The sequence below is a fragment of the Cupriavidus sp. 22TCCZM01-5 genome, assembly GCF_057798915.1.
Genome location: NZ_JBYOJR010000011.1, coordinates 142006 through 162604, shown reverse-complemented (window position 1 = coordinate 162604; position 20599 = coordinate 142006). Strand labels below are relative to the sequence as shown.

Here is a 20599-nt window from a genome sequence, read left to right as displayed (position 1 = left end):
ATGCCTCTTTACCCTCTCGTCCTCTGCCTGACCATTGCCGTGGTAGGTGCCGTAGGCATGATCCTCACCGCCCTGCCGCGGCGCGATGATCCCACGGTCCGGGCATTCCTGACGCTGGCGGCCGGCGTGGCCATCTGGAGTGGCGGGCGCTTGCTCGAAGTCAGTTCGCCCGAGCTCGACTGGCGCATCCTCTGGGCCAAGATCCAGTACTTCGGCATCGTTGCCGTGCCCATCGGCTGGCTGGTGGCCATGGTGCACCTGAGCCGTCCGCGCTACGTGGTGCCATGGTCGATCCTTTCCCTGCCATGGCTGGCGGCAGTCCTGACGCTCGCACTGGTCTTTACCAACGAATACCACCACTGGATCTGGACGCGCATCACGCTGTCGCCGCCTGGCGTGGCGCCGGGCGCGGTGTTCGAGCATGGTATTGGCTACGGCCTGGCCGCCGCATGGACCTACGGGCTGCTGGCACTCAGCCTGTACTTCCTGCTGACGGCCGAAGTGCCGAACGACGCGCTGTCGCGACGCGGCCGCAACATCCTCGCCGGGGCCCTGCTGCTGCCGCTGTCGGCGCACGTGGCCTACCTTCTGCGTTGGACCGGCCCGCTGGGCGGCGACCTGACGCCCGCCACGTTCTCGCTCATGGCCGTGCTGGTGTGGTTCTGCGCGCTGCGCACGCATCTTGGCGATATCGGCCATTACGCGCGGCTGCGCGTGTTCGACGCCCTCGGCGAAGGCTGCGTGATCCTGAGCCCCGAAGGCATCGTGGTGGATTTCAATCCGGCGTCCGCGCGGCTCCTGCCGGAGATCGCCCGGAACCGGCCAGCGCCCGCGGCGCTGGCGGGCGTGCTGCACGAAACGGTTGGCGGCGCGGGGCCGGCCGTGCCGCCCGGCATGCCGTTCGAACTGCGCGCGGAAGCGGTCCGGCGCATGGACGGCAAGCGCATCGGCACCCTCGTCTTCCTGCGTGATATCAGCCGCTACCGCGAGCGCGAACTCGCACTGACCCAGCGTCTCGGGCAGACCCAGGCCCAGCTTTCGCGCATCCAGGCGGACCTGGACGTCGACGCGCTGACCGGCATTCCGAACCGCCGCTACTTCCAGCGCGAGGCCCACGCCGCCGCGGTGCGCGCGCTGTCGCGGGGCAGCCCGTTGGGCCTGATGATTCTCGATATCGACCGCTTCAAGCAATTCAACGATCTTTACGGCCACCCGATGGGCGACCAATGCCTGCGCCAGGTCGCGGGCGCCCTGGTGGCCGAGCTGGGCCCGGGCCAGTTCTGCGCGCGCCTCGGCGGCGAAGAATTTGCGGTGGTGTTGCCCGATTCGAGCCCGCGCGAGACGCGTGCCGTAGCGCAACGGCTGGTGGCGGCAGTGCGCCGCCTTGGCATCCCGCACACCGGCACGCCAACCCAGCCGATCGTCACGATCAGCCTGGGCTCGGTCTGCGCGGTTCCCGAGATGCCAGGCATCGACAATCTCCTGAACCGCGCCGACAGCGCCATGTACCAGGCCAAGCGCTCCGGCCGCGACCGCTTCGTGCAGGAGGAGCAGGCCCCCGGCATACCGAGTTCCTGAGGCGCCTGCGAGCGGCCGTGTCAGTTCCCGCCGCCGTGCAGGAACTCCCGCACCACGCGCGCGCTTTCACGCGGCGCCGTCAACAGGAAAAGATGGCCGTCGTTATCGAACACATGCAGCGTGGCGTTCGGAATGCACTTTGCCAGGATCCTCGCATTCACCAGCGGCACGATCGGATCATCGCTGCCATGCAGCACCAGCGTGCGCTGCTTCAGCGCCCCGAGCCACGGCAGGCTGCTCCAGCCCCATGCGGCCATCAGCTGATAGAGGTAGCCGCGCCCGCGCGGCGGATGCATGTGGCGGCCATGCTCATCGATCAGCGACGGGTCGTCGCGAAAGGCGCCGCCGTACAGATCGGCTCCCACACGCTTCAGGTACTGCTGATCGGAATAGCGCCGCACGCCGATCATCTTCGACAGCACGGAAGGCCTGCCCGGCACCATCAGGACGCCGGGCGACGTGGCGGCGAGCACCAGCCGGCGGCAGCGCCGCGGATACAGCCGCGCGAACTCCTGCGCGAGCGCCCCGCCCCACGACACCCCGAGCGTATCGACGGGGCCCGAATAGCCGAGGCGCGACAGCAGCTTGTCGGTCATCACGCACAGGTTGGAGAAGCGATAGGGAAGCAGCGGCGCGGGCGAGCCGCCTGCGCCGGGAATGTCGAAGATGATGACTTCCACGTCCTCCAGTGCGTCGACCAACGGTTCGACGAGTTCGAGGTTGGCACCAATGCCATTGAAGATGAGCAGCGGCGGATGCGTGCCGCTGCCGGGCCGGATGCCGACCCTGAGTGACTGCCCGTCCAGGTCTACCGTTCGGGTCTGCATGATCTTTCCAGCTTCGATGCTGGCGTTGTTGGTTGTCATCGAGTGTCCCGGAGAGATTGGCGGCGAAGCATGGCCGGGGGCGGCCATGCTTCCTGGCGCTTACTGCCTGGGGCGCAGGATGCCTTTCACCTCTTCCACGTTTTCCGCCAGGCGCTTGCCCACCGTGGCGATGCTGTCGGCCTGGGCCTTGTACACAGTATCGGTCAGGCCGCGCAGGCCGGACACGGCCTTCTGCAGCGAGCGCGGCAGCACTTCCGAGACCTTGGCCGCGGCCTCGCCGTCTGCGGCCTGGCCGCGGCGCGCGAGCGATTGCAGATCGGCTGCGGTGTCCGTCAGGAACTCGGCCTGCTGGCGCACCAGCGATTGCAGGCCAGCCAGCAGGGTGGCGTTGACGCTGGCGATCGCCTCGATGTCCTTGCGGCGCGATTCGAGGATCGCCGCCGGGTCCAGGCGGTTCTGCTTGACGAAGTCGAACAGCTTCTTGTGCACGGCGGTTGCGCCGGCGGCAGTGGTGGTTTCCATCTTTACTACTCCTTACAGGTTGCGTTGCAAAAATCGACAGGCCGGGATCAGGCCTCGGTCACATAGCGTCCGGGGGCATCGCCAAGCGGTGCGTGGCGCTCGCTGCCCAGGCCGGACGGCGCGGCACGCATCGCGCCGGAGCGCGTCTTGAGCCACTCGCCCCAGTGCTCCCACCAGGACGCCTGCTTGGCCGTGGCGCCTTCGAGCCACGCCTCGGGATCCGCCGCTTGCGCGTCGTTCAGGAAGTACTTCGCCTTGGCATTTCCCGGCGGGTTGATCAGGCTCTGTACATGGCCGCTGGAGCTGAGCACGAACTCGGTCTGCCCGCCAAAGGCGCGCACGGAGCGGAACACGCCCTTCCACGGCGTGATGTGGTCGGTCATGCCGGCCACCACGTACTTGTCGCAGTCCACCGCCGCCAGGTCGATCGGCTCGCCCAGGACGCGCAGCGCGCCCGGCGTCGCCAGCTGGTTCAGCGTCAGCATGTCCAGCAGCTGGCCATGCAGGCCGGCCGGCAGGCGCGTGGTGTCGTTGTTCCAGAAGAGGATGTCGAACGCCGGCGGCGCCTTGCCGAGCAGGTAGTTGTTGACCCAGTAGTTCCACACCAGGTCGTTCGGCCGCAACCAGGCAAATACACGCCCCAGTTCCTCGCCATCGAGCACGCCGCGCGCCTGGCTGCCCTGCCGCGCGGCATCGATGGCCTCCGGCGTGGCGAACAGGCCCAGCTGCGATTGCGAATCGAGGCCGAACACGGACACCATCAGCGTGGCCGCATGCACCAGCTTTTCGCCGCGCGCCGCGCAATAGCCCATCAGCGCCGACATCGTCATCGCGCCGGAGCACGCGCCATGCAGGTTCACATCGGCGCTGCCGGTAATCTCGCGGATTGCGCGGATGGCTTCGACCAGCGACCCCACATAGGTGTCGAGGTTCCAGTCGCGGTGCGCCGCGGTCGGGTTGCGCCAGCTCACCATGAAGACCTGCAGCTCGTTGCGCAGCAAGTGTTCGACCAGGCTCTTGCCCGGCGCAAGGTCGAACACATAGAACTTGTTGACCTGCGGCGGCACGATGAGCTGGGGCCGGGCATGCACCTTCGCGGTGGTCGGCGTGTACTGGATCAGTTCCAGCACATCGTTGCGGAACACCACCGCGCCAGACGTCGCGGCAAGGTCCTTGCCGACGCGGAACGCGCTCTTGTCCACCTGCGTCGGCATGCCCTGGTTGGTCAGCGCATCGGTCAGCAGGTTGACCAGGCCACTGACCAGGTTCAGGCCGCCGGTTTCGAACGTCTTGCGCAGCGCGGCGGGATTGCCCAGCAGCGTGTTGGTCGGCGCCACCGCGTCCATCAGCAGGTCGGTGAAATACTGCGCGCGCTCCTTGCTGCGCCCGTCCATCACCGAACGGGTGACGAAGCCGGTCAGCGCGTCGCGCCAGGCCTGGTATCCCTGCAGGGCCATGCGGTAGACCGGGTTGTCCTGCCAGGCGGGATCGCCGAAGCGGCGGTCGCGCGTGGCGGGCGCGGGTGCCGATCCGTCCACGACGGCCATCAGGTCTTGCGCGAGCCGGGTCTGCTGCTCCAGCAGCAGCGTCGGTTCCTGCACGCACTGCGCGCCGATCTGCTGCGCGGTGCTGACCAGGTCTTCGGGGCGCATGCCCACGAAGGGGTTCGGCCCCGTCACGGCCGGCGCAAGATCCATGTTCGCCGCGGCACCGGCCGCCCTTGCTGCTGTCTTCCTTGCCTTCTTTGCCGGCGCTTTTGTACTCACGGCTGTTGTCATGCTGCCACTCCTCGTCCTGCCTTGTTCGTGCTTGTTACGTGTCTTGCTTATGCCTCAGGCGACCAGCAGCGCGAGCGCCTCGGCCACCAGCGCGGGCTTGCCCTCGCCTTCGATTTCCACCGTGTTCTCCGTCCTGAGCAGCACGCGGCCATCGCCCTTGCGGTCCGCCGCGAGCAGGTTCACACGGTTGCGCACGCGCGCCCCGGCCTTCACCGGCGTCAGGAAACGCGTCTTCTCCAGCCCGTAGTTCACCGCCGCGCTCGCGTCGTGCGGCACCACGCCCATCTCGGTCAGCTGGCTCGCCACCAGCGAGAGCGTCAGGTAGCCGTGGGCGATGGTGCCGCCGAACGGGCTTTCCCGCTTCGCGCGATCCACGTCCACGTGAATCCACTGGTGGTCGCCCGTGCATTGCGCGAACGCGTCGATGCGCGCCTGGTCCACGTCCACCCACTCGGACACGCCGAGCTCCTTGCCGACGAACGCGTCGAGCGTGGCCATGCTGTAGCCTTCGATTGCCATCTTCTTCCCTTCCTTGACTTGTATTCCGCCTGCCGCCTCAGAAGCAGGCTTCGTCCAGCGCCAGGAAGCCGTCCTGGCCCGTCGTGCTGGTGACGGCTGCTTCCAGCGCGGAAGCACGCGGCAGGATGTGGTTGGCGAAGTACTCCGCGGTCGCGATCTTGGCGCCGTAGAACGCCTCGTCCTCGGCACGCTTCTGCGTTGCCACGATCAGCGCGCGCGCCATCTGCCAGCCCGTCAGCACGATGCCGGTCAGCTTCAGGTACGCCACGCTCGTGCCGAACACGGCATTCGGGTCCTTGCGGGTGTTCTCCAGCACGTGATCCACCGCATTGCCCAGGGCCAGGCGCGCAACGCCAAGGCGCATCAGCATGGCGCTGCATGCCGCGTTCCGGCAGCCGTCGGCATATTCCTTCAGTGCCTCCAGCGTCTTGTCGATCTCGGCGAGAATGCCTCGCGCGGCCGCGCCGCCATCGCGCACGGTCTTGCGGCCGATGAGGTCATTGGCCTGGATCGCCGTGGTGCCTTCGTAGATCGGCAGGATGCGCGCGTCGCGGTAGTGCTGCGCTGCGCCGGTCTCTTCGATGAAGCCCATGCCGCCATGCACCTGCACGCCGAGGCTGGTCACCTCCAGCGACATCTCGGTGCTCCAGCCCTTGATGACGGGCACCAGGTATTCGTAGGCCGCGCCAAAGCGGGCACGCGTCTCGGCGTCCGGCGACTGGTGCGCGAGGTCGGAGTAGCCCGCGGCCACCAGGGCCAGCGCGCGTGCGCCTTCGGTGAGCGCGCGCATCTCGGTCAGCATGCGGCGCACGTCGGGATGCCGGATGATCGCCACGGCGTCCTTGGCGGAGCCATCGACCGGGCGGCTCTGCACGCGCTCCTTCGCATAGGCCACGGCCTGCTGGTACGCGCGGTCGGAGATGGCGATGCCTTGCACGCCGACGCCGAAGCGCGCGGCGTTCATCATCACGAACATGTACTCCAGGCCGCGGTTCTCCTCACCGATCAGGTAGCCGGTGGCGCCGCCGTGGTCGCCGAACTGCAGCACCGCGGTCGGGCTCGCCTTGATGCCGAGCTTGTGCTCGATCGACACGCACTCCACGTCGTTGCGCGCGCCCAGCGAACCATCGTCATTGACCAGGAACTTCGGCACCAGGAACAGCGAGATGCCCTTCACGCCTTCGGGCGCGTCCGGCGTGCGCGCCAGCACCAGGTGCACGATGTTCTCGGCCATGTCGTGCTCACCGTAGGTGATGAAGATCTTGGTGCCGGACACCTTGTAGGTACCGTCCGCCTGCCGCTCGGCGCGGGTGCGCACCAGGGCCAGGTCGGAGCCGGCCTGCGGCTCGGTCAGGTTCATGGTGCCGGTCCACTCGCCGGCGATCAGGCGCGGCAGGTAGCGCTGCTTGAGTTCGTCCGAGCCGGCCGTGAGCAGCGCCTCGATAGCGCCGTCGGTCAGCAGCGGGCACAGCGCAAACGACATGTTGGCCGCGTTCATCATCTCGATGCACGGCGCGGCCACCAGCTTGGGCAGACCCTGGCCGCCGAATTCCGCCGGATGCACAATGCCCTGCCAGCCGCCCTCGCCGAACTGGCGGAACGCCTCGCGAAAGCCTTCGGTGGTCGTGACCTGGCCGCCGTTCCAGCTGCTCGGCTGGCGGTCGCCGGCAACGTTCAGCGGTGCCAGCACTTCGCCGTGGAACTTCGCGGCTTCCTCGAGCACGGCCTCGACCGTCTCCGGCGTGGCATCTTCGTAGCCCGGCAGCGTGGCAATCTTTGTCAGTCCGGCCAGTTCGCGCATGGCGAACAGCATGTCCTTGGTGGGCGCGGTATAGCTCATCTCGTTCCTCTCGCGGCGATGCAGCGTCGGCTCCGGCTCCATGCCCGCGGCGCTGCGACATCATTGATGACCCTGATCGTAAGGGGCATCCAAGCGAAAGCGATTACCCAAACCCGCCCTTTGAATGACAAATCCTGCCGCATTGCACAATGCCGCGGCCGGCGCACAGTGAGTGCGGCGTCAGAAGCGCCCGAGGTGGCAGGATTTGTCAGTCGGCGGCCAGCCTTGCCAGCCGCCGCGCGCGCTCACAAGGCGCGCCGGTAGGCGTTTGGCGTGCTGCCTGTCCAGTGGCGAAAGGCGCGATGAAAGGCGGTGGGATTGTCGAAGCCAACGTCGAAGGCAATGGCCGCGATCGGGTCTTCGGAGCGCGTGAGGCGCCGGATCGCGATGTCGCGCCTCACCTCGTCCTTGATGGCCTGGAAGGTGGTGCCTTCGGCCGACAGCCGCCGGCACAGCGTGCGCACCGACTGGTGCAGCGCCTGCGCCACCGCATCGATGGTTGGCGACGCCGGCAGGCAGTCGGCCACGTGCTGGCGCACGCGGTGGCAGGTCATTTCCTCCGCGAACGAGACGAAGATCCAGTCCTCCGGCGCGCGCGCGAGGAATTTCTCCAGATCGGGCTTGCGTTGCCGGATGGGCAGGTCGAGATAGGCGGCATCGAAGACCAGCCGCGTGTGCTGGCGGTCGAAGTGCACGGGTCCCGGGAACAGGTAGAGATGGTCACTGGCGAGCGCCGGCCGCGTGTCCGGCAACTCGACCGCCTGCAACGGTATGCGCTGGCGGATCAGCCACGACGCCACGCCATGCACGAGCTTGAGCATCAGTTCGCGCCCCAGCATGCTCGCGGCCGGGCCGGCCGGGTTGTCCACCAGCTCGACGATGCCGCTCGCATCCTCGCGCCGGGAGGCCATGCGGAAGTCGTCCAGGATCAGGTGGAAGAACTGCCCGAAGCGGCGCAGCGCGACTTCCAGCCTTGGCGCATCGAGCAGGCTCAGGCAAAGGTACTTGAGCGTGCCGTTGCGCAATGGCCGGCTGAAGATGCCGGGCATTTCGTCGTCCAGTTCCTTGGCAAGCAGGCGGTACAGCGTCGAGAACTGCTCCTGCGTGACCCGTGCGGCCGGCTCGGCCAGCAACTCGGAGGCAATGCCCGAGCACTCGGCCAGCCGCGCCATCGCCGCGGGATCGGCGCCGGACAGGAATCCGTTAACGACGGAAATGGGGACGGTGGCGGAGAAGTCGTTCACGTCGTTCACGTCATTCACGCGGGGGCGCTGGCAATGCGTGCGATGAAAAGGTGGCGGCTGGTGCATTCTGTCACAGCCGCCACGTGGTGAGAACCGGTCTGCTACATGTTGTTCCGCGCTTCCTCCTGCCGCGCGCGCCATTTCGACACGCTGCAGCCGAACTGGCTGCCAAACCAGCGCGAGAACGCGCTCAGCGACGAGAAGCCCAGCAAGGTGGCGACTTCGGACAGCGGACGCTCGCGGTTGTCGATATAGCGCACCACCAGGGTCGCACGGACACCATTGACGATATCCGAATAGCTGGTGTTTTCCTGCATCAGCCGCCGGTGCACCGTGCGGCGGTCCACGCCAATGTGCTGCGCCACGCGGTCGACCGAGCACATGCCGGACGGCAGCAGCACATGGACCAGCTCACGCACCTTGTCAGGCAAGGTGGTGTTTGCCTGGGCCAGCAGCGTGCCGAGGTAGCGCTTTACCTGATGCGCCATGACCGGGTCATACGAAGGCAGTGGCCCTTCAAGATCGGCAGCAACGCAGACGATGCCGTCGAAGTCCTGGTTGAACAGGCTCGGCATGCCGAAAACCCGCAGGAAGGTGGCCTGGCTCGCTGGCGCCGCATGCGTGAAGCAGATGCTGCGCGGCCGCCACGATGCGCCGAGGAACACGCTCAGCATGCGGTAAATCACGCCGACCGCAAGATCGGTGGCCTGGCGCAGCGTCCCCGGCTCGTCGTTGAGGATATGCAGGCGGATCATCAGCAGGCCCTCGGACTCTTCGATGCGCATCGCAAGCGCCTCGTTCTGCAAGCCCATGTAGCGCACCATCGACTCCAGCGCCCGCCGCAGCGTCGGCTGTTCACGGACGACGAAAGCCAGCGGGCCGAGGTTGGAGAACTGGCGCAACTCCGCCATGCGCAGTCCGAAATCGTCGACCTGCGCCGCGCGCGCCGAGTCGTCCAGCAGGCGGCCCACCTTCTTCGCCGGAATGCGAATATCAGGATCCAGCAGCACGTCGCGGCTGATCTTGGCCGCGCGCATCTGCTGATGCGGATCGAGGCCCACGGCGCGGGCCACTTCCACATAGTTGGTAAGGCTGGCACTGCGAAGGTAGTAGGACATCGCGTTTTCCCTGACTGTCCCGAAATGTAAATCGTGCGTCCCGAATCGTCAAATTCCTCCACACCATTCGCCGATACTTCGGTCACCGGAACGACAGTTCCCAGGACAAGGCAAGACGGCAGCACAGAGCGTCCGCAGCCACGCACATTCAGGAGCAACGCAATGCAATTCCTCGACGATTCCCTGCACCCCGAGAACCAGGACAAAGTGGTCATCACCGTGGCCCCGTACGGCCCCGAGTGGATGCCCGCCGACTTCCCGGAAGACATTCCGGTGACCATGGAAGAGCAGGTGCAGAAGGCCGTGGATTGCTACAACGCCGGCGCCACCGTGCTGCACCTGCACGTACGCGAACTCGACGGCAAGGGCTCCAAGCGACTGTCCAAGTTCAACGAGCTGATCGCCGGCGTGCGCGCCGCGGTGCCGGACATGATCATCCAGGTCGGCGGCTCGATCTCGTTCGCGCCGGAAGACGACGGCCAGGCAGCCAAGTGGCTGTCGGACGATACGCGCCACATGCTGGCCGATCTTGACCCGAAGCCGGACCAGGTCACCGTGGCGATCAACACCACGCAGATGAACATCATGGAGCTGCTGTACCCCGAATACCTCGCGGGTACATCGCTGTCGCACCCCGCCTACGTCGAGGCCTACCGCGAAATGACGGTGCCGGCCGGCCCGGGCTGGGTCGAAGAGCATCTGCGCCGCCTGAGCAACGCCGGCATCCAGCCGCACTTCCAGCTGACCGGCATCCACGCGCTGGAAACGCTGGAGCGCATGGTGCGCGCCGGCCTGTACAAGGGTCCGCTGAACCTGACGTGGATCGGCATCGGCGGCGGCTTCGACGGCCCCAACCCGTTCAACTTCTTCAACTTCGTGCATCGCGCGCCAGACGGCTGCACGCTGACCGCCGAGTCGCTGCTGAAGAACGTGCTGCCGTTCAACATGATGGCGATGTCCATGGGCCTGCACCCGCGCTGCGGCATCGAGGACACCATCATCGACCAGCACGGCAACCGCATGACCTCGGTGCAGCAGATCGAGCAGTGCGTGCGCGTGGCCAAGGAACTGGGCCGCGAGATCGCCTCGGGCAAGGAGGCGCGCGAGATCTACCGCATCGGCACCTGGTACGACAGCGCCGACGAGACGCTCGAAGCCAACGGCATGGCGCCCAACCGCAAGGCCGGCCAGAAGAACCTGCCGCTGCGCAAGGCCGCCTGATGGACTGCCGGCCGGCCAGGGCGCGTGCCCTGTGCCGGCCGGCATCCCTCGCCATCGCACCTCGCGCTCGCCATCGCCAGTGACCCAAGCCATGAACCCGTCCATTTCCGTCGCGAACCCCTGCATCAACATCTGCCGCATGGACCAGGCGGGCAAGTATTGCCAGGGCTGCGGCAGGACCCTCGTAGAGATCGGCCGCTGGGAACAGATGACCGATGGCCAGCGCGCCGAGGTGATGGCGTCGCTGCCCGCGCGCCGCCCGAACCGCAGCGCGCCGGCGCCGCGCGCCTGACCGCGCCGCGCCCCTCGCGCCCCTTTCTCCGGCGGATTCCCGCTGTCGCCATGACTCCAACCAACATCCTGTCGGTCGAAGCCTACTTCGACCTGATCTGCCCGTGGTGCCTGATCGGCAAACGGCATCTTGAATCCGCCATCGACCTGCTCGCGCGCGAGCGCCCTGACGTTACCGTGCAGGTGGAATGGCGCTCTTATCCGCTCATTCCCGCCACGCCGCCCGATGGCATTCCCTATCGCGACTTCTACGTGGCGCGGCTGGGCAGCCCGCAGGCGGTCGCCGTGCGCCAGGCGCAGGTCTGCCATGCGGCACGCGAAGCCGGCCTGACGCTGGCACTGGACCGCATCGAGACCTTTCCCAATACGCTGCTGGCACATCGGCTGGTGCGTTTCGTCCGCCAGCAAGACGGTGCGGACGCGGCCACGGCTCTGGTCGACAACCTGTTCACGCGCTACTTCATCCGTGCCCAGAACATTGGCGACGGGCAAGTGCTGAGCGACGCGCTGATCGAGTGCGGCATCAACACGCCCGGCAACGCCGGCACGCCGGTGCGGCACGACCTGGACTGGCTGCCTGCGCTGCACGGCCCCGAGGATGCGCCGCCGCGCAACGGACTTGGCGTGCCGCACTTTGTCTTCAACGGCACGCACAGCGTGTCGGGATCGCGTCCGCCGGCCGCGCTGCTGGAAGCCATGCTGCGCGCGCTGGCGCGCGCAAAGCAGATCGCCACACGCGCCGCCGCCTGAATTGCCGCTTGCTGAACGGGACGAAGTCAGTCCCGCATCGACATCATCCGCAGCACCCCGCGCCCGCGCCCGCAGTTGCGGGACGCGGGCGCCTTCACATGTCGCATACCAATAACGGAGACAACACAACATGAAGAAACGCCCAGCCCTGCTTCGCATGCGCCGTGCCACGCTCGCCACCGTCATGGCCCTGGCCATGCCCGCGGCCATGGCCTGGACCAACAAGCCGGTGCGCATGCTGGTGCCGGCCCCTGCCGGCGGCACCATGGACGTCATGGCCCGGCTGCTGGCCGACCAGCTATCCGCGGACCTCGGGCAGCCGGTCATCGTCGACAACAAGCCGGGCGCGGGCGGCGGCATCGCCATCAACACGCTGCTGGCCGCGCCGGCGGACGGCCAGACCATCATGGTGACCGCCACCAACGTGCTGACGGAAGTCCCGCACGTAATGAAGGCGTCATACGACACCATGAAGGACATTCGTCCCGTAGCCGCCGTGGCGCGCTCGCGCATGGTACTGGTCGGTGCGCCGACGCTGCCTGCCAAGGACCTGCCCTCCCTCGTCAGCTATGTCAAAGCCAATCCTGGCAAGCTGAGTTTCGCGTCCTACAGCGCGGGCACGGCGTCGCACTATGCCGGCATGATCATGAACCAGAAGGCCGGGATGGACCTGCAGCACGTGCCGTTCGCCGGCTCGGGGCCGGCCTTGGCCCAGGTCATGGGCGGCCAGATCGCGGTCATGTACGACGGCATGGTGACGTCGTTGCCGATGATCAAGGCGGGCAAGGTGCAGGCTTATGCGGTGGCTTCCAGGAATCGCTCGCCGCTGCTGCCGCAGGTGCCGACCTTTGCCGAACTTGGGTATGCGGATATGGACTTCAGCAACTGGATCGGGGTCATCACGTCCGCGCAGGTTCCGGTTGAACTGGCGCAGAAGATCCAGTCGGCGGCCTATAAGGCGGCTGCGACCCCCAAGGTGCACGACCGGATGGAAGCGCTCGGCTATGAGCCGATGGCGGCACAGACACTGCCTCAGCTTAGTCAGTCGCTGCGGGCGGAGTATGAGAGGAATGGGCAGATAGTCAAGGCGTTCGATATCAAGCCTTGATGGGATGGGTTGACTGGTATCTGGTGGTTGGGAGGCGCTCTCCGCTGTGGAGGGCGCTTTTTTTTATCTATCCTGATCGCCAGGGCTCGCCGGCAGCGCTGAACTCGCGGGCTGAGCACGCTGCTGTTTCGCCGGCGTGGCCGGCGGGGCCCTTCAATGAAGGATCGGATGATCGTGCTTGGCAGGCGCCGCTGTTTCGCCGGCGTAGCCGGCGACCTACTTCTTGTCCGAGCGACAAGAAGTAGGCAAGAAGCGCGTCGCCTGGCGGCTGGCCATCAACGATACGCTCCTTGTGTTCAAGCGGCTTTGGTCTCGCGATGCGTGGTTGCCCGTTCGGGCCTGCTACGCATAGTGATTCAGAACCAGTGCCTCCGATAACCGGCTCTTGTACGATCCCCATGTAGGGCTCGGGTACAGCGTTCCAAAAGCGTCAGTGGTGGGACGCCTACGGCTGCGCTGCGCGCACGCCCTAGTCGGTCTGCGACGGGCATCATCATCGCCAGTGCCGACGGTTCGGTTTCTCTGGTTCGCTGTGGCGCGGTTTGCCTGCGGCCTGGGTGCTCAGACCAGGGCTCTGCGCGTAGCGCAGCCGAAGGCGATTACACGATGTCGGTTGCAGCAGGGACCACGGACAGTTTCGGGGCTCGTTCAATCAGCGCTCTAATCCTGCCGCGGACGCGCACCACGCGGCAGGCAGCCAGGCACTCTCTGAAGCCCATCCCCGTACAACACCCGCAGCACACTACGATCAATATTCGCCCGCTAGGGCAACTCAACGCGCTTTTTGGTTACTTTTTGTCGCTCGGACAAAAAGTGACTCGCCGGCTACGCCGGCGAAACAGCGGCGCATGCCAAGAACGACACCCCCACCATCACCCATTCCCCGCAATCCGATAAAAAAAAGACGCTGGTCCCCCTTCAAGAACCAGCGCCCAAACTCTCCCTTCCCTACCTTCAGACTGCCTGTTCCCGCAGCTGCTTCTTATTAATCTTCCCTACACTAGTCTTCGGAATCTCCGCCACGAACGCGATCCGTTCCGCCTCAGGCACCGCGTACTTGCTGATGCGTTGCGTATCCACGTGTCCAAGCAATTTCTCGCGAATGGATTCCGCTCCAACCTCCGCGCCGGCCTTGCGCACTACAAACGCCATCGGCCGCTCGCCCCACTTGGCATCGGGCACGCCGATCACCGCGCATTCCTGCACGCCGGGCACTTCGCTGATGAGGTTCTCGACCTCGATCGACGACACCCATTCGCCACCGGTCTTGATGACGTCCTTGATGCGGTCGACGATCTGCACGAAGCCGTCCTGGCCCATGACCGCGACGTCCTGCGTATGCAGGTAGCCGCCCGCCCACAGATCCTCGGAAGCCGCCGGCTTCTTGAAGTACGACTGCGTCAGGTAAGGCGCGCGCAGCACGATCTCGCCGCGGCTCGCACCGTCGCGCGGCAAGTCCTGCATGTCTTCGCTGACGACGCGGAAGTCGACCATCACCACCGGGCGCCCCGTGGAGCAGCGCATGCGCACTTCGTCGGCGCGGTCCTTGGGCGTTACGCGCGGCGGCAACTGCGCCAGCGAGACGATCGGCCCGGTTTCCGACATGCCATATCCTGCAAAGATGTCGATGCCGCGTGCCAGCGCCGCTTCGCACAGCGCGGGCGGCAGCGCCGAGCCACCGATGATGATCTTCCAGCCCGACAGGTCCTGCCCGCTGCCCTGCGAGGACTGCAGCAGCATCTGCAGGATGGTCGGCACGCAGTGCGAGAACGTGACCTGCTCCTGCTCGCGCAGCTTGAGCAGCATGTCTGGCGCGTAGCGGCCAGGCAGCACGGTGCGCAGGCCGAGCATGACCGCCACGTACGGAATGCCCCACGCCAGTACGTGGAACATCGGCGTGATCGGCATGTACACGTCTTCGCGGTGCATGCGCTGCCCTTCGCGCGGCGAGCACAGGCTGGCGGACGTCGTCAGCGTATGCAGCACGATGTCGCGATGGCTGTAGCACACGCCCTTAGGGTCGCCGGTGGTGCCGGTGGTGTAGAACGTGGCAGCCTTGGTGTTCTCGTCGAACTCGGGGAATTCGAAGTCCGGCGATGCATCGGCCAGCAATGCCTCGTATTCGCCCGACAGCGGCAGCGCGGTCTGCGGCGCGGCCTGGCCATCGGCCAGCAGCACGAAGCGCGGATTGCACGTGAGCTCGCCGCGAATCTGGTCCAGCACCGGCACGAAGTCGGGATGGACCAGTACGATGTCCGCGGCGGCATCGTTGAGCGTGTACAGGATCTGCTGCGGCGACAGGCGCACGTTCACCGTGAACAGCGTCGCGCCCATCATCGGCACGCCGAAATAGCACTCCAGGTAGCGATGGCTGTCCCAGTCCATCACGGCCACGGTGGAGCCATGCCTGGCGCCAAGCGCAGCCAGCGTCGAAGCGAGCTGGCCCACGCGGCGGCGGAAGTCGCGGTAGGTGTAGCGCATCTCGCCGCGGTAGCTGATCTCCTGGTCGCCGTAGAGGCTGAGCGAGTGAGTCAGCAGTTGCTTGACCAGCAGCGGATAGGAGTACGCCGACGGCGTGGATACGATCAAATTGTTCTGCATGTAGTCTTCCTCCGGCCGGAGCTTCAGTACGGCTTGGTGCCGATGATGCCGGCGCGTTCCATCTTGCGGTGGCAAGGCGGGTAATCCATCACGGCGTAATGCTGCGTGGCGGTGTTGTCCCAGATCGCGACGCTGTTGGGTTCCCAGCGCCAGCGCACCTGGTATTCGGGGATATAGGCCTGGCTGATCAGGTAGCGCAGCAGGTCGGGCGCGCCCGGATTCGCATCCTGGCCGAAACGCACGCGGTCCGGCGTATGGAAATTGGTGAAATGGGTCGTGAACGCGTTCACGTACAGGATCTTCTCACCGGTCTCCGGGTGCGTGCGCACCACCGGGTGCTCGGCATCGGGATACTGGGCCTTGAGCGCCAGGCGCTTTTCGATCGGCATGGCCGCACCGAAACTTGCCTCGATGCTGTGGCGCGCGCGCAGGTCGGCGATCTGCGTCTTGATGTGTTCCGGCAGGCGTTCATAAGCCAGCGCCATGTTCGCCCACATGGTGTCGCCGCCGACCGGCGGGCACTCCACGCAGCGCAGCACCGCACCGAACTGCGGCGCCTCGCGCCACGTGGTGTCCGAATGCCACGCGTTTTCGTAGCGGTCGTTGGGCTGGTCCGGCGTCTTGTAGATGCGGACCAGGCCCGGATGCTCCGGATCGCTGCCGGCAACCGGATGGTCTTCCAGTTCGCCGAAGCGGCGCGCGAACGCGACGTGCTCGGCGCGGCTGATGTTCTGGTCACGCAGGAACAGCACGCGGTGCTTCAGCAGCAATGCCCGGATCTCCGCAAACAGGCCATCATCGCGGACGGCATCGCCGAGGTTCACGCCAACCAGTTCCGCGCCCAGCGAGCAGGTGAGTTGCTTGACTTGCATGGCTCAACTCCCTCAGATGACGAAAATCGACGAACCGGTGGTCTTGCGCGACTCCAGGTCCCGATGGGCCTGCACCGCGTCTTCCAGTGCATAGCGCTGGTTGATCTCGATCTTGATCCGGCCCGCGCCGACATGGCCGAAGATTTCGCCGGCCAGTTCCGCCTTCTCGGCAGGATCGGCGATGTAGTCGGCCAGGGCCGGACGCGTCACGAACAACGAACCCTTCATCGCCAGCAGCACCGGATCGAACGGCGGGATCGGGCCCGACGCGGTGCCGACGCACACCATCAGGCCGCGGCGCTTGAGCGAATCCAGCGAAGCCATGAAAGTGTTCTTGCCGACGCTGTCGAAGACCACCGACACGCCGACGCCGTCAGTCAGTTCGCGCACGCGCTTGGCCACGTCTTCGTGGCTGTAGTTGACGATGTGGTCGCAGCCGTGCGCGCGCGCCACTTCGGCCTTGGCCTCGCTCGATACCGTGCCGATCACCGTCAGGCCCAGCAGCTTCGCCCATTGCGACACGATCAGGCCGACGCCACCCGCCGCCGCGTGCAGCAGGATGGTGTCGCCTTCCTTGAAGTTATAGATGCGGCGCATCAGGTACGCCGAGGTCAGCCCGCGCATGGTCATGGCCGCAGCGGTCTCGAAGCCGATGGTCTCGGGCAGCTTGATCAGCGGCGCGGCCGGCACGAGGCGCTCGGTGCTGTAGGCGCCCAGCGTGTTGATGAAGCCGGTATAGGTCACGCGGTCGCCCACGGCAACGTTGGCGACGCCGGGACCGACCGCCAGCACCACACCGGCGGCTTCCACGCCCATGCCGGCCGGCAGCGGCACCGGGTAGGTGCCATTGCGGAAGTACGTGTCGGCGTAGTTCAGGCCCACCGCCACGTGGCGGATGCGTACCTGCCCCGGACCGGGCTCGCCCACGTCCATCTCTTCAACGCGAAGCACTTCCGGTCCACCGGTCTCGTACATGCGCACGACTTTTGCCATTTGCTCGTCTCCTGGATCTGCGTCGGCGCAAGGGGGCGCCGCTCATGCCCTGAAATGTAGGATGTGCCGGCGCGCACCGCTTTGCATTGGTCTCCACCGACTTTGCATTTCATGCCACGCACGCCTATCATCCTGCTGCGAAGACAAAACACAAGACAGTGCGCGCCGCGGCATCGGCGCGTGCCGCACACAGAACAAGATTGGGAGACAGCCTTGGACACGCTGGTACGCGCGGGCGCAGTGACCAATTTCTTTGAGGTTGCCCAGGGACTCGGCCTCAACCCGCAACCGCTGCTGCGCGAAGCCCGGCTGAGCCGCGCCCTGCTGGGCGACCCGGACCAGCGGGTCTCGGTCAATGCCTGCGCCAGGCTACTGGAACAGGCGGCGCAGGCGGCGCACTGCGAGACCTTCGGCCTGCGCATGGCCGAATCGCGCCAGCTGTCCGACTTCGGCGTGATGAGCCTGCTGATCAGCCAGCAGCCCACGCTGCGCGATGCGCTGGCCACGATCATCCGCTACCGGCACCTGGTCAACGAGTCGCTTGCAATCCTGCTCGAGGAAGCGGGAAAGGTGGTCATCATCCGTCAGGAGGTGGTTCTCGATACACCGTCGCGGCAGGCCAGCGAGCTGGCGGTCGGCGTAACCTTCCGCCTGTGCCGGGCGCTGCTCGGGCCGCACTGGCATCCGCTCAATGTCAGTTTCACGCATGCCGCCCCGGCCGACCTGCAGGTCCACCGGCGCCTGTTCGGCTGCCCGCTGGAGTTCGACTGCGAGTTCAACGGGATCACCTGCCTGGCGGCCGACCTCGATGCGCCCATCCCGACCGCCGACCCGGGCATGGCGCGCTATGCGCAGCGCTTCGTCGACACGCTGCCGCGCGTGAACGCGCCGTCGATCGGGCGCGACGTGCGCAGTGCCGTGTACCTGATGCTGCCGATGGGCCGCGCGACATGCGAAGGTGTGGCGCAGGGGCTTGGCATGAGCCTGCGCACCATGCAGCGCCAGCTCGACGAGGCCGGCGAAACCTTCACGGACATCCTGAACGAGGTGCGCCGCGAACTCGCGCAGCGCTATGTGGAGAATCCGCAGTACTCGCTGCTGCGCGTGGCCGAACTGCTTGGGTATGGCTCGGCGAGTTCCTTCACGCGGTGGTTCTCGTCGCAGTTCGGCGAGGCGCCGGTGGTGTGGCGGCGCAGGCGCGAGGCGCGCGCGCCGCAGGCTGCGGAGGGCAATCTTTAAGACTCGCTCCGGCGGCGGGGGTTCTCTGGTCCGGATTGGCGTTTTGTTCGACAAACCCCAACTCTTCCTCAATCTTTAGTGCGCCGCGAGCACTACCAGCGCGCGCCGAGGCGCGGATCCCACGTCGCGCCTGGCGCGCTCCCGTCGAGCGCGCTCAGTGAGCGCCCTTGGGCGTCACAGAGACCGCCAATGCCTCCGTATATACCGCCTGAACCTGGTCCCCCTTGCGAATGCCCTTCAGTTGCTCCGGATCATCGACATGGAGGTCCACCGTCCGGCCCTTCGGGCCCTTCAGTGTCACCTTGCCGGTCTTGGCGTTCACGGCAACCACATCGGCGGTCACGGTCACTTCGCGCCCGACCACGCCGCCGGGCTTGGCGCCGGGCGCGGCGCGGTCTTCGATCGCGCGCTCGGTACTGGAACGCATGCCGGACTGCTTCGTCAGGGCGACCGACAGCGCTTCCTTGTATTCCGCCGTGACCACGTCACCGACCCGGAGCTGGTCGAAATTGCGCACCTCGTCGCCGACATGGATGTCGGTGACCTTGCCCTGCTTGTTCTTCAGCGAGACGGTCCGCGTGGCGGCATCGATCGCCGTGATCGTCGCCGTGGACTTGACCGTGCCGGTCACCATGGCAGCTCCCACGCCGGAGGCTGCTTCCACGCGGGTCTCCGGCTGGGCCATGGCCAGGTGGGATGCCGCGGCCAGGGCGGCTGCTACCAGTACCTTGCTGGGGTTCATGCTTGGCTCCTTGCGCCAGTGTTGAAAGTCGGACGGCGAATTCCGCCCGCGGGCTACAACATGCGTGCTGCCTCGTCCAGCAGCGTGGCCTGCGACAGCATGTCGGCCCGCGCATACCGCACGATCGAAAACCACCGCACGAGCGGCGGATCGCCGGGCACGTGGGCGCAAAGCAGTTCCAGGTCGACACCGGGCACGGTGCTGCCCGGGGACAACATCACGTTCACCTGGCTCAGGCGGATCTGGCGCCTTTCGACATGCATGCGGCTGGCGGCATCGCCCAGGATTTCGCCCAGGCACTCGAGCTGACGCGCGAGGACGTCGCCGCCATGGCCCAGCGCGGCCAGCGCGCTGTCGTTCTGCGCGATCTCGTCCCTGACGGCCTGGACCGATGTTGCATCGGCCGTCTCCCCGCCGACCATCGAGCGCAGGCCCATGCCCTGCCGCTCATAGAGCTTGAGCTGCGCCTTGAGCAGGGCCTGCTCGCGCTCCAGCACGTCGCGCCGGCCCTTGCCCGCCGCATACTGCGCCATCGCCTCGATCGCGAGCTGGTCCAGCATGCGCAGCAGGATTTCCGCACGCAACGCTGCGTCGGATTCGGCGCAGATCCTCACCTGGTGGTCGCTGAAGGACACCAGCGTCTGCGGCACGTCCGTGCGCATGACATCGCCTTCCAGCGCCACACCAAGCGTGCGGCGTTCGTTCATGGCCATGCCGAGCACGGCATAGGCGTGTTCGGCAGACGGCGTACGCTCGAAGAACTCGCGCAGGTCGGGCGAACGACTGAAGGCGTGGACGACGTCGGCCCCCGTACCGAAGTACGCGTGGATATGCGGATCGCTGTCCCAGGCCGCCTCGCTTGCCTCGCGCGGCGCGGGCAGGCCTGCCACGGTGGCGCGGATCGCCGCCAGCGCCGTGGCGAGCCGGGGCGCCAGCCGCTTCTCGTAGTGCGGGACGAGCCGCAGGCGCGGGTTCAGGGCCGTGACGCGCGCGGTCAGCGCGACGAGTTCCTTGTCGTCGCGCTGCCGCGGCTGGCTGCCCTGCCGCTGGATCCACCGCAGAAAGCCCATGGCGGCGCCTGCCGGTGAGTGCCCGGCCTTACCTGTAACGCTCGGCCATCACCATCGCGCTGATCTTGTGTCCCTTCCAGAACATGCCGTGGATGCGCGGCTGCAGCTTGCGCAACGCCTCCGGATCCAGCTCGTTGAAGACCAGCGTCACGCCCGGATGGGTGCCGTCGCCTTGCACATGCTCGATCTCGTCATAGGCCGGCAAGCCATACTTGATCAGGAAATCCCGAACTTCCTCGTCGGTAGTCGCGGCGTCGATGTTCCCCAGAAACAACACTGCCATGGT

Annotated in this window: 19 protein-coding genes; 6 read left to right on the top strand and 13 right to left on the bottom strand. The window is 66.5% G+C overall.

Going from position 1 to position 20599, the window contains the following annotated elements:
* Entirely contained in the window at nucleotides 1-1578 is a 1578-nt protein-coding gene (locus AC3FNH_RS13585; RefSeq protein ID WP_488720388.1) for a GGDEF domain-containing protein, read from the top strand.
* Between the two features lie 20 nt (nucleotides 1579-1598).
* On the opposite strand, the gene phaZ is transcribed toward AC3FNH_RS13585, so the two are convergent.
* The 7 genes from phaZ to AC3FNH_RS13550 form a co-directional block, all read right to left on the bottom strand.
* Complete coding sequence (gene phaZ, locus AC3FNH_RS13580) at nucleotides 1599-2444, bottom strand: poly(3-hydroxyalkanoate) depolymerase (protein WP_488720387.1); 846 nt, start codon at nucleotides 2442-2444, stop codon at nucleotides 1599-1601.
* A 60-nt stretch (nucleotides 2445-2504) separates the two neighbouring features.
* A complete protein-coding gene (locus tag AC3FNH_RS13575) occupies nucleotides 2505-2927 on the bottom strand; it encodes a phasin family protein (RefSeq protein WP_488720386.1) in 423 nt (140 codons plus the stop codon).
* Between the two features lie 47 nt (nucleotides 2928-2974).
* The gene (locus tag AC3FNH_RS13570) at nucleotides 2975-4705 is read right to left on the bottom strand and encodes an alpha/beta fold hydrolase (RefSeq protein WP_488720385.1); all 1731 of its coding nucleotides are present in this window, start codon (nucleotides 4703-4705) and stop codon (nucleotides 2975-2977) included.
* 54 nt (nucleotides 4706-4759) lie between these two features.
* Nucleotides 4760-5224, bottom strand: coding sequence for a MaoC family dehydratase (locus AC3FNH_RS13565; RefSeq protein WP_276100049.1), 465 nt, complete (start codon nucleotides 5222-5224; stop codon nucleotides 4760-4762).
* A 37-nt stretch (nucleotides 5225-5261) separates the two neighbouring features.
* Nucleotides 5262-7064, bottom strand: a complete 1803-nt coding sequence (locus tag AC3FNH_RS13560) for an acyl-CoA dehydrogenase (RefSeq protein WP_276100685.1) — start codon at nucleotides 7062-7064, stop codon at nucleotides 5262-5264.
* Nucleotides 7065-7309: 245 nt separating this feature from the next.
* Nucleotides 7310-8308: an AraC family transcriptional regulator gene (locus tag AC3FNH_RS13555; protein ID WP_488720384.1), complete on the bottom strand. Its 999-nt coding sequence runs from the start codon at nucleotides 8306-8308 to the stop codon at nucleotides 7310-7312.
* A gap of 101 nt (nucleotides 8309-8409) precedes the next feature.
* Nucleotides 8410-9426, bottom strand: coding sequence for an AraC family transcriptional regulator (locus AC3FNH_RS13550; RefSeq protein WP_276100048.1), 1017 nt, complete (start codon nucleotides 9424-9426; stop codon nucleotides 8410-8412).
* A 162-nt stretch (nucleotides 9427-9588) separates the two neighbouring features.
* Between AC3FNH_RS13550 and AC3FNH_RS13545 the strand changes: the two genes are divergently transcribed.
* The 4 genes from AC3FNH_RS13545 to AC3FNH_RS13530 all read left to right on the top strand — a co-directional run bounded on the left by AC3FNH_RS13545 (nucleotide 9589) and on the right by AC3FNH_RS13530 (nucleotide 12796).
* Complete coding sequence (locus tag AC3FNH_RS13545) at nucleotides 9589-10647, top strand: beta-keto acid cleavage family enzyme (RefSeq protein WP_276100047.1); 1059 nt, start codon at nucleotides 9589-9591, stop codon at nucleotides 10645-10647.
* A gap of 91 nt (nucleotides 10648-10738) precedes the next feature.
* Nucleotides 10739-10939 (top strand): DUF1289 domain-containing protein, encoded by a 201-nt coding sequence (locus AC3FNH_RS13540; protein WP_276100046.1) that lies wholly within the window; start codon nucleotides 10739-10741, stop codon nucleotides 10937-10939.
* A 50-nt stretch (nucleotides 10940-10989) separates the two neighbouring features.
* Entirely contained in the window at nucleotides 10990-11688 is a 699-nt protein-coding gene (locus AC3FNH_RS13535; RefSeq protein WP_276100045.1) for a DsbA family oxidoreductase, read from the top strand.
* Between the two features lie 130 nt (nucleotides 11689-11818).
* Entirely contained in the window at nucleotides 11819-12796 is a 978-nt protein-coding gene (locus tag AC3FNH_RS13530; RefSeq protein ID WP_276100044.1) for a tripartite tricarboxylate transporter substrate binding protein, read from the top strand.
* A 954-nt stretch (nucleotides 12797-13750) separates the two neighbouring features.
* Here the strand turns inward: AC3FNH_RS13530 and AC3FNH_RS13525 are convergent.
* The 3 genes from AC3FNH_RS13525 to AC3FNH_RS13515 are packed head-to-tail and all read right to left on the bottom strand — an operon-like array spanning nucleotide 13751 to nucleotide 17262.
* Nucleotides 13751-15397, bottom strand: a complete 1647-nt coding sequence (locus tag AC3FNH_RS13525; RefSeq protein WP_488720383.1) for a fatty acid--CoA ligase — start codon at nucleotides 15395-15397, stop codon at nucleotides 13751-13753.
* A gap of 23 nt (nucleotides 15398-15420) precedes the next feature.
* A complete protein-coding gene (locus tag AC3FNH_RS13520) occupies nucleotides 15421-16269 on the bottom strand; it encodes a TauD/TfdA dioxygenase family protein (protein ID WP_488720382.1) in 849 nt (282 codons plus the stop codon).
* Between the two features lie 12 nt (nucleotides 16270-16281).
* The gene (locus AC3FNH_RS13515; protein WP_276100040.1) at nucleotides 16282-17262 is read right to left on the bottom strand and encodes a quinone oxidoreductase family protein; all 981 of its coding nucleotides are present in this window, start codon (nucleotides 17260-17262) and stop codon (nucleotides 16282-16284) included.
* A 213-nt stretch (nucleotides 17263-17475) separates the two neighbouring features.
* On the opposite strand from AC3FNH_RS13515, the gene AC3FNH_RS13510 reads away from it, so the two are divergent.
* Entirely contained in the window at nucleotides 17476-18501 is a 1026-nt protein-coding gene (locus tag AC3FNH_RS13510; protein ID WP_276100039.1) for an AraC family transcriptional regulator, read from the top strand.
* 154 nt (nucleotides 18502-18655) lie between these two features.
* On the opposite strand, the gene AC3FNH_RS13505 is transcribed toward AC3FNH_RS13510, so the two are convergent.
* From AC3FNH_RS13505 to AC3FNH_RS13495, 3 genes are read right to left on the bottom strand one after another with little or no spacing between them, the layout of a single operon-like run.
* A complete protein-coding gene (locus AC3FNH_RS13505; protein ID WP_276100038.1) occupies nucleotides 18656-19243 on the bottom strand; it encodes a hypothetical protein in 588 nt (195 codons plus the stop codon).
* Between the two features lie 53 nt (nucleotides 19244-19296).
* A complete protein-coding gene (locus AC3FNH_RS13500) occupies nucleotides 19297-20313 on the bottom strand; it encodes a hypothetical protein (protein ID WP_488720381.1) in 1017 nt (338 codons plus the stop codon).
* Nucleotides 20314-20341: 28 nt separating this feature from the next.
* Nucleotides 20342-20596, bottom strand: coding sequence for an RNA-binding protein (locus AC3FNH_RS13495; RefSeq protein ID WP_276100036.1), 255 nt, complete (start codon nucleotides 20594-20596; stop codon nucleotides 20342-20344).
* Nucleotides 20597-20599 lie beyond the last annotated feature (3 nt).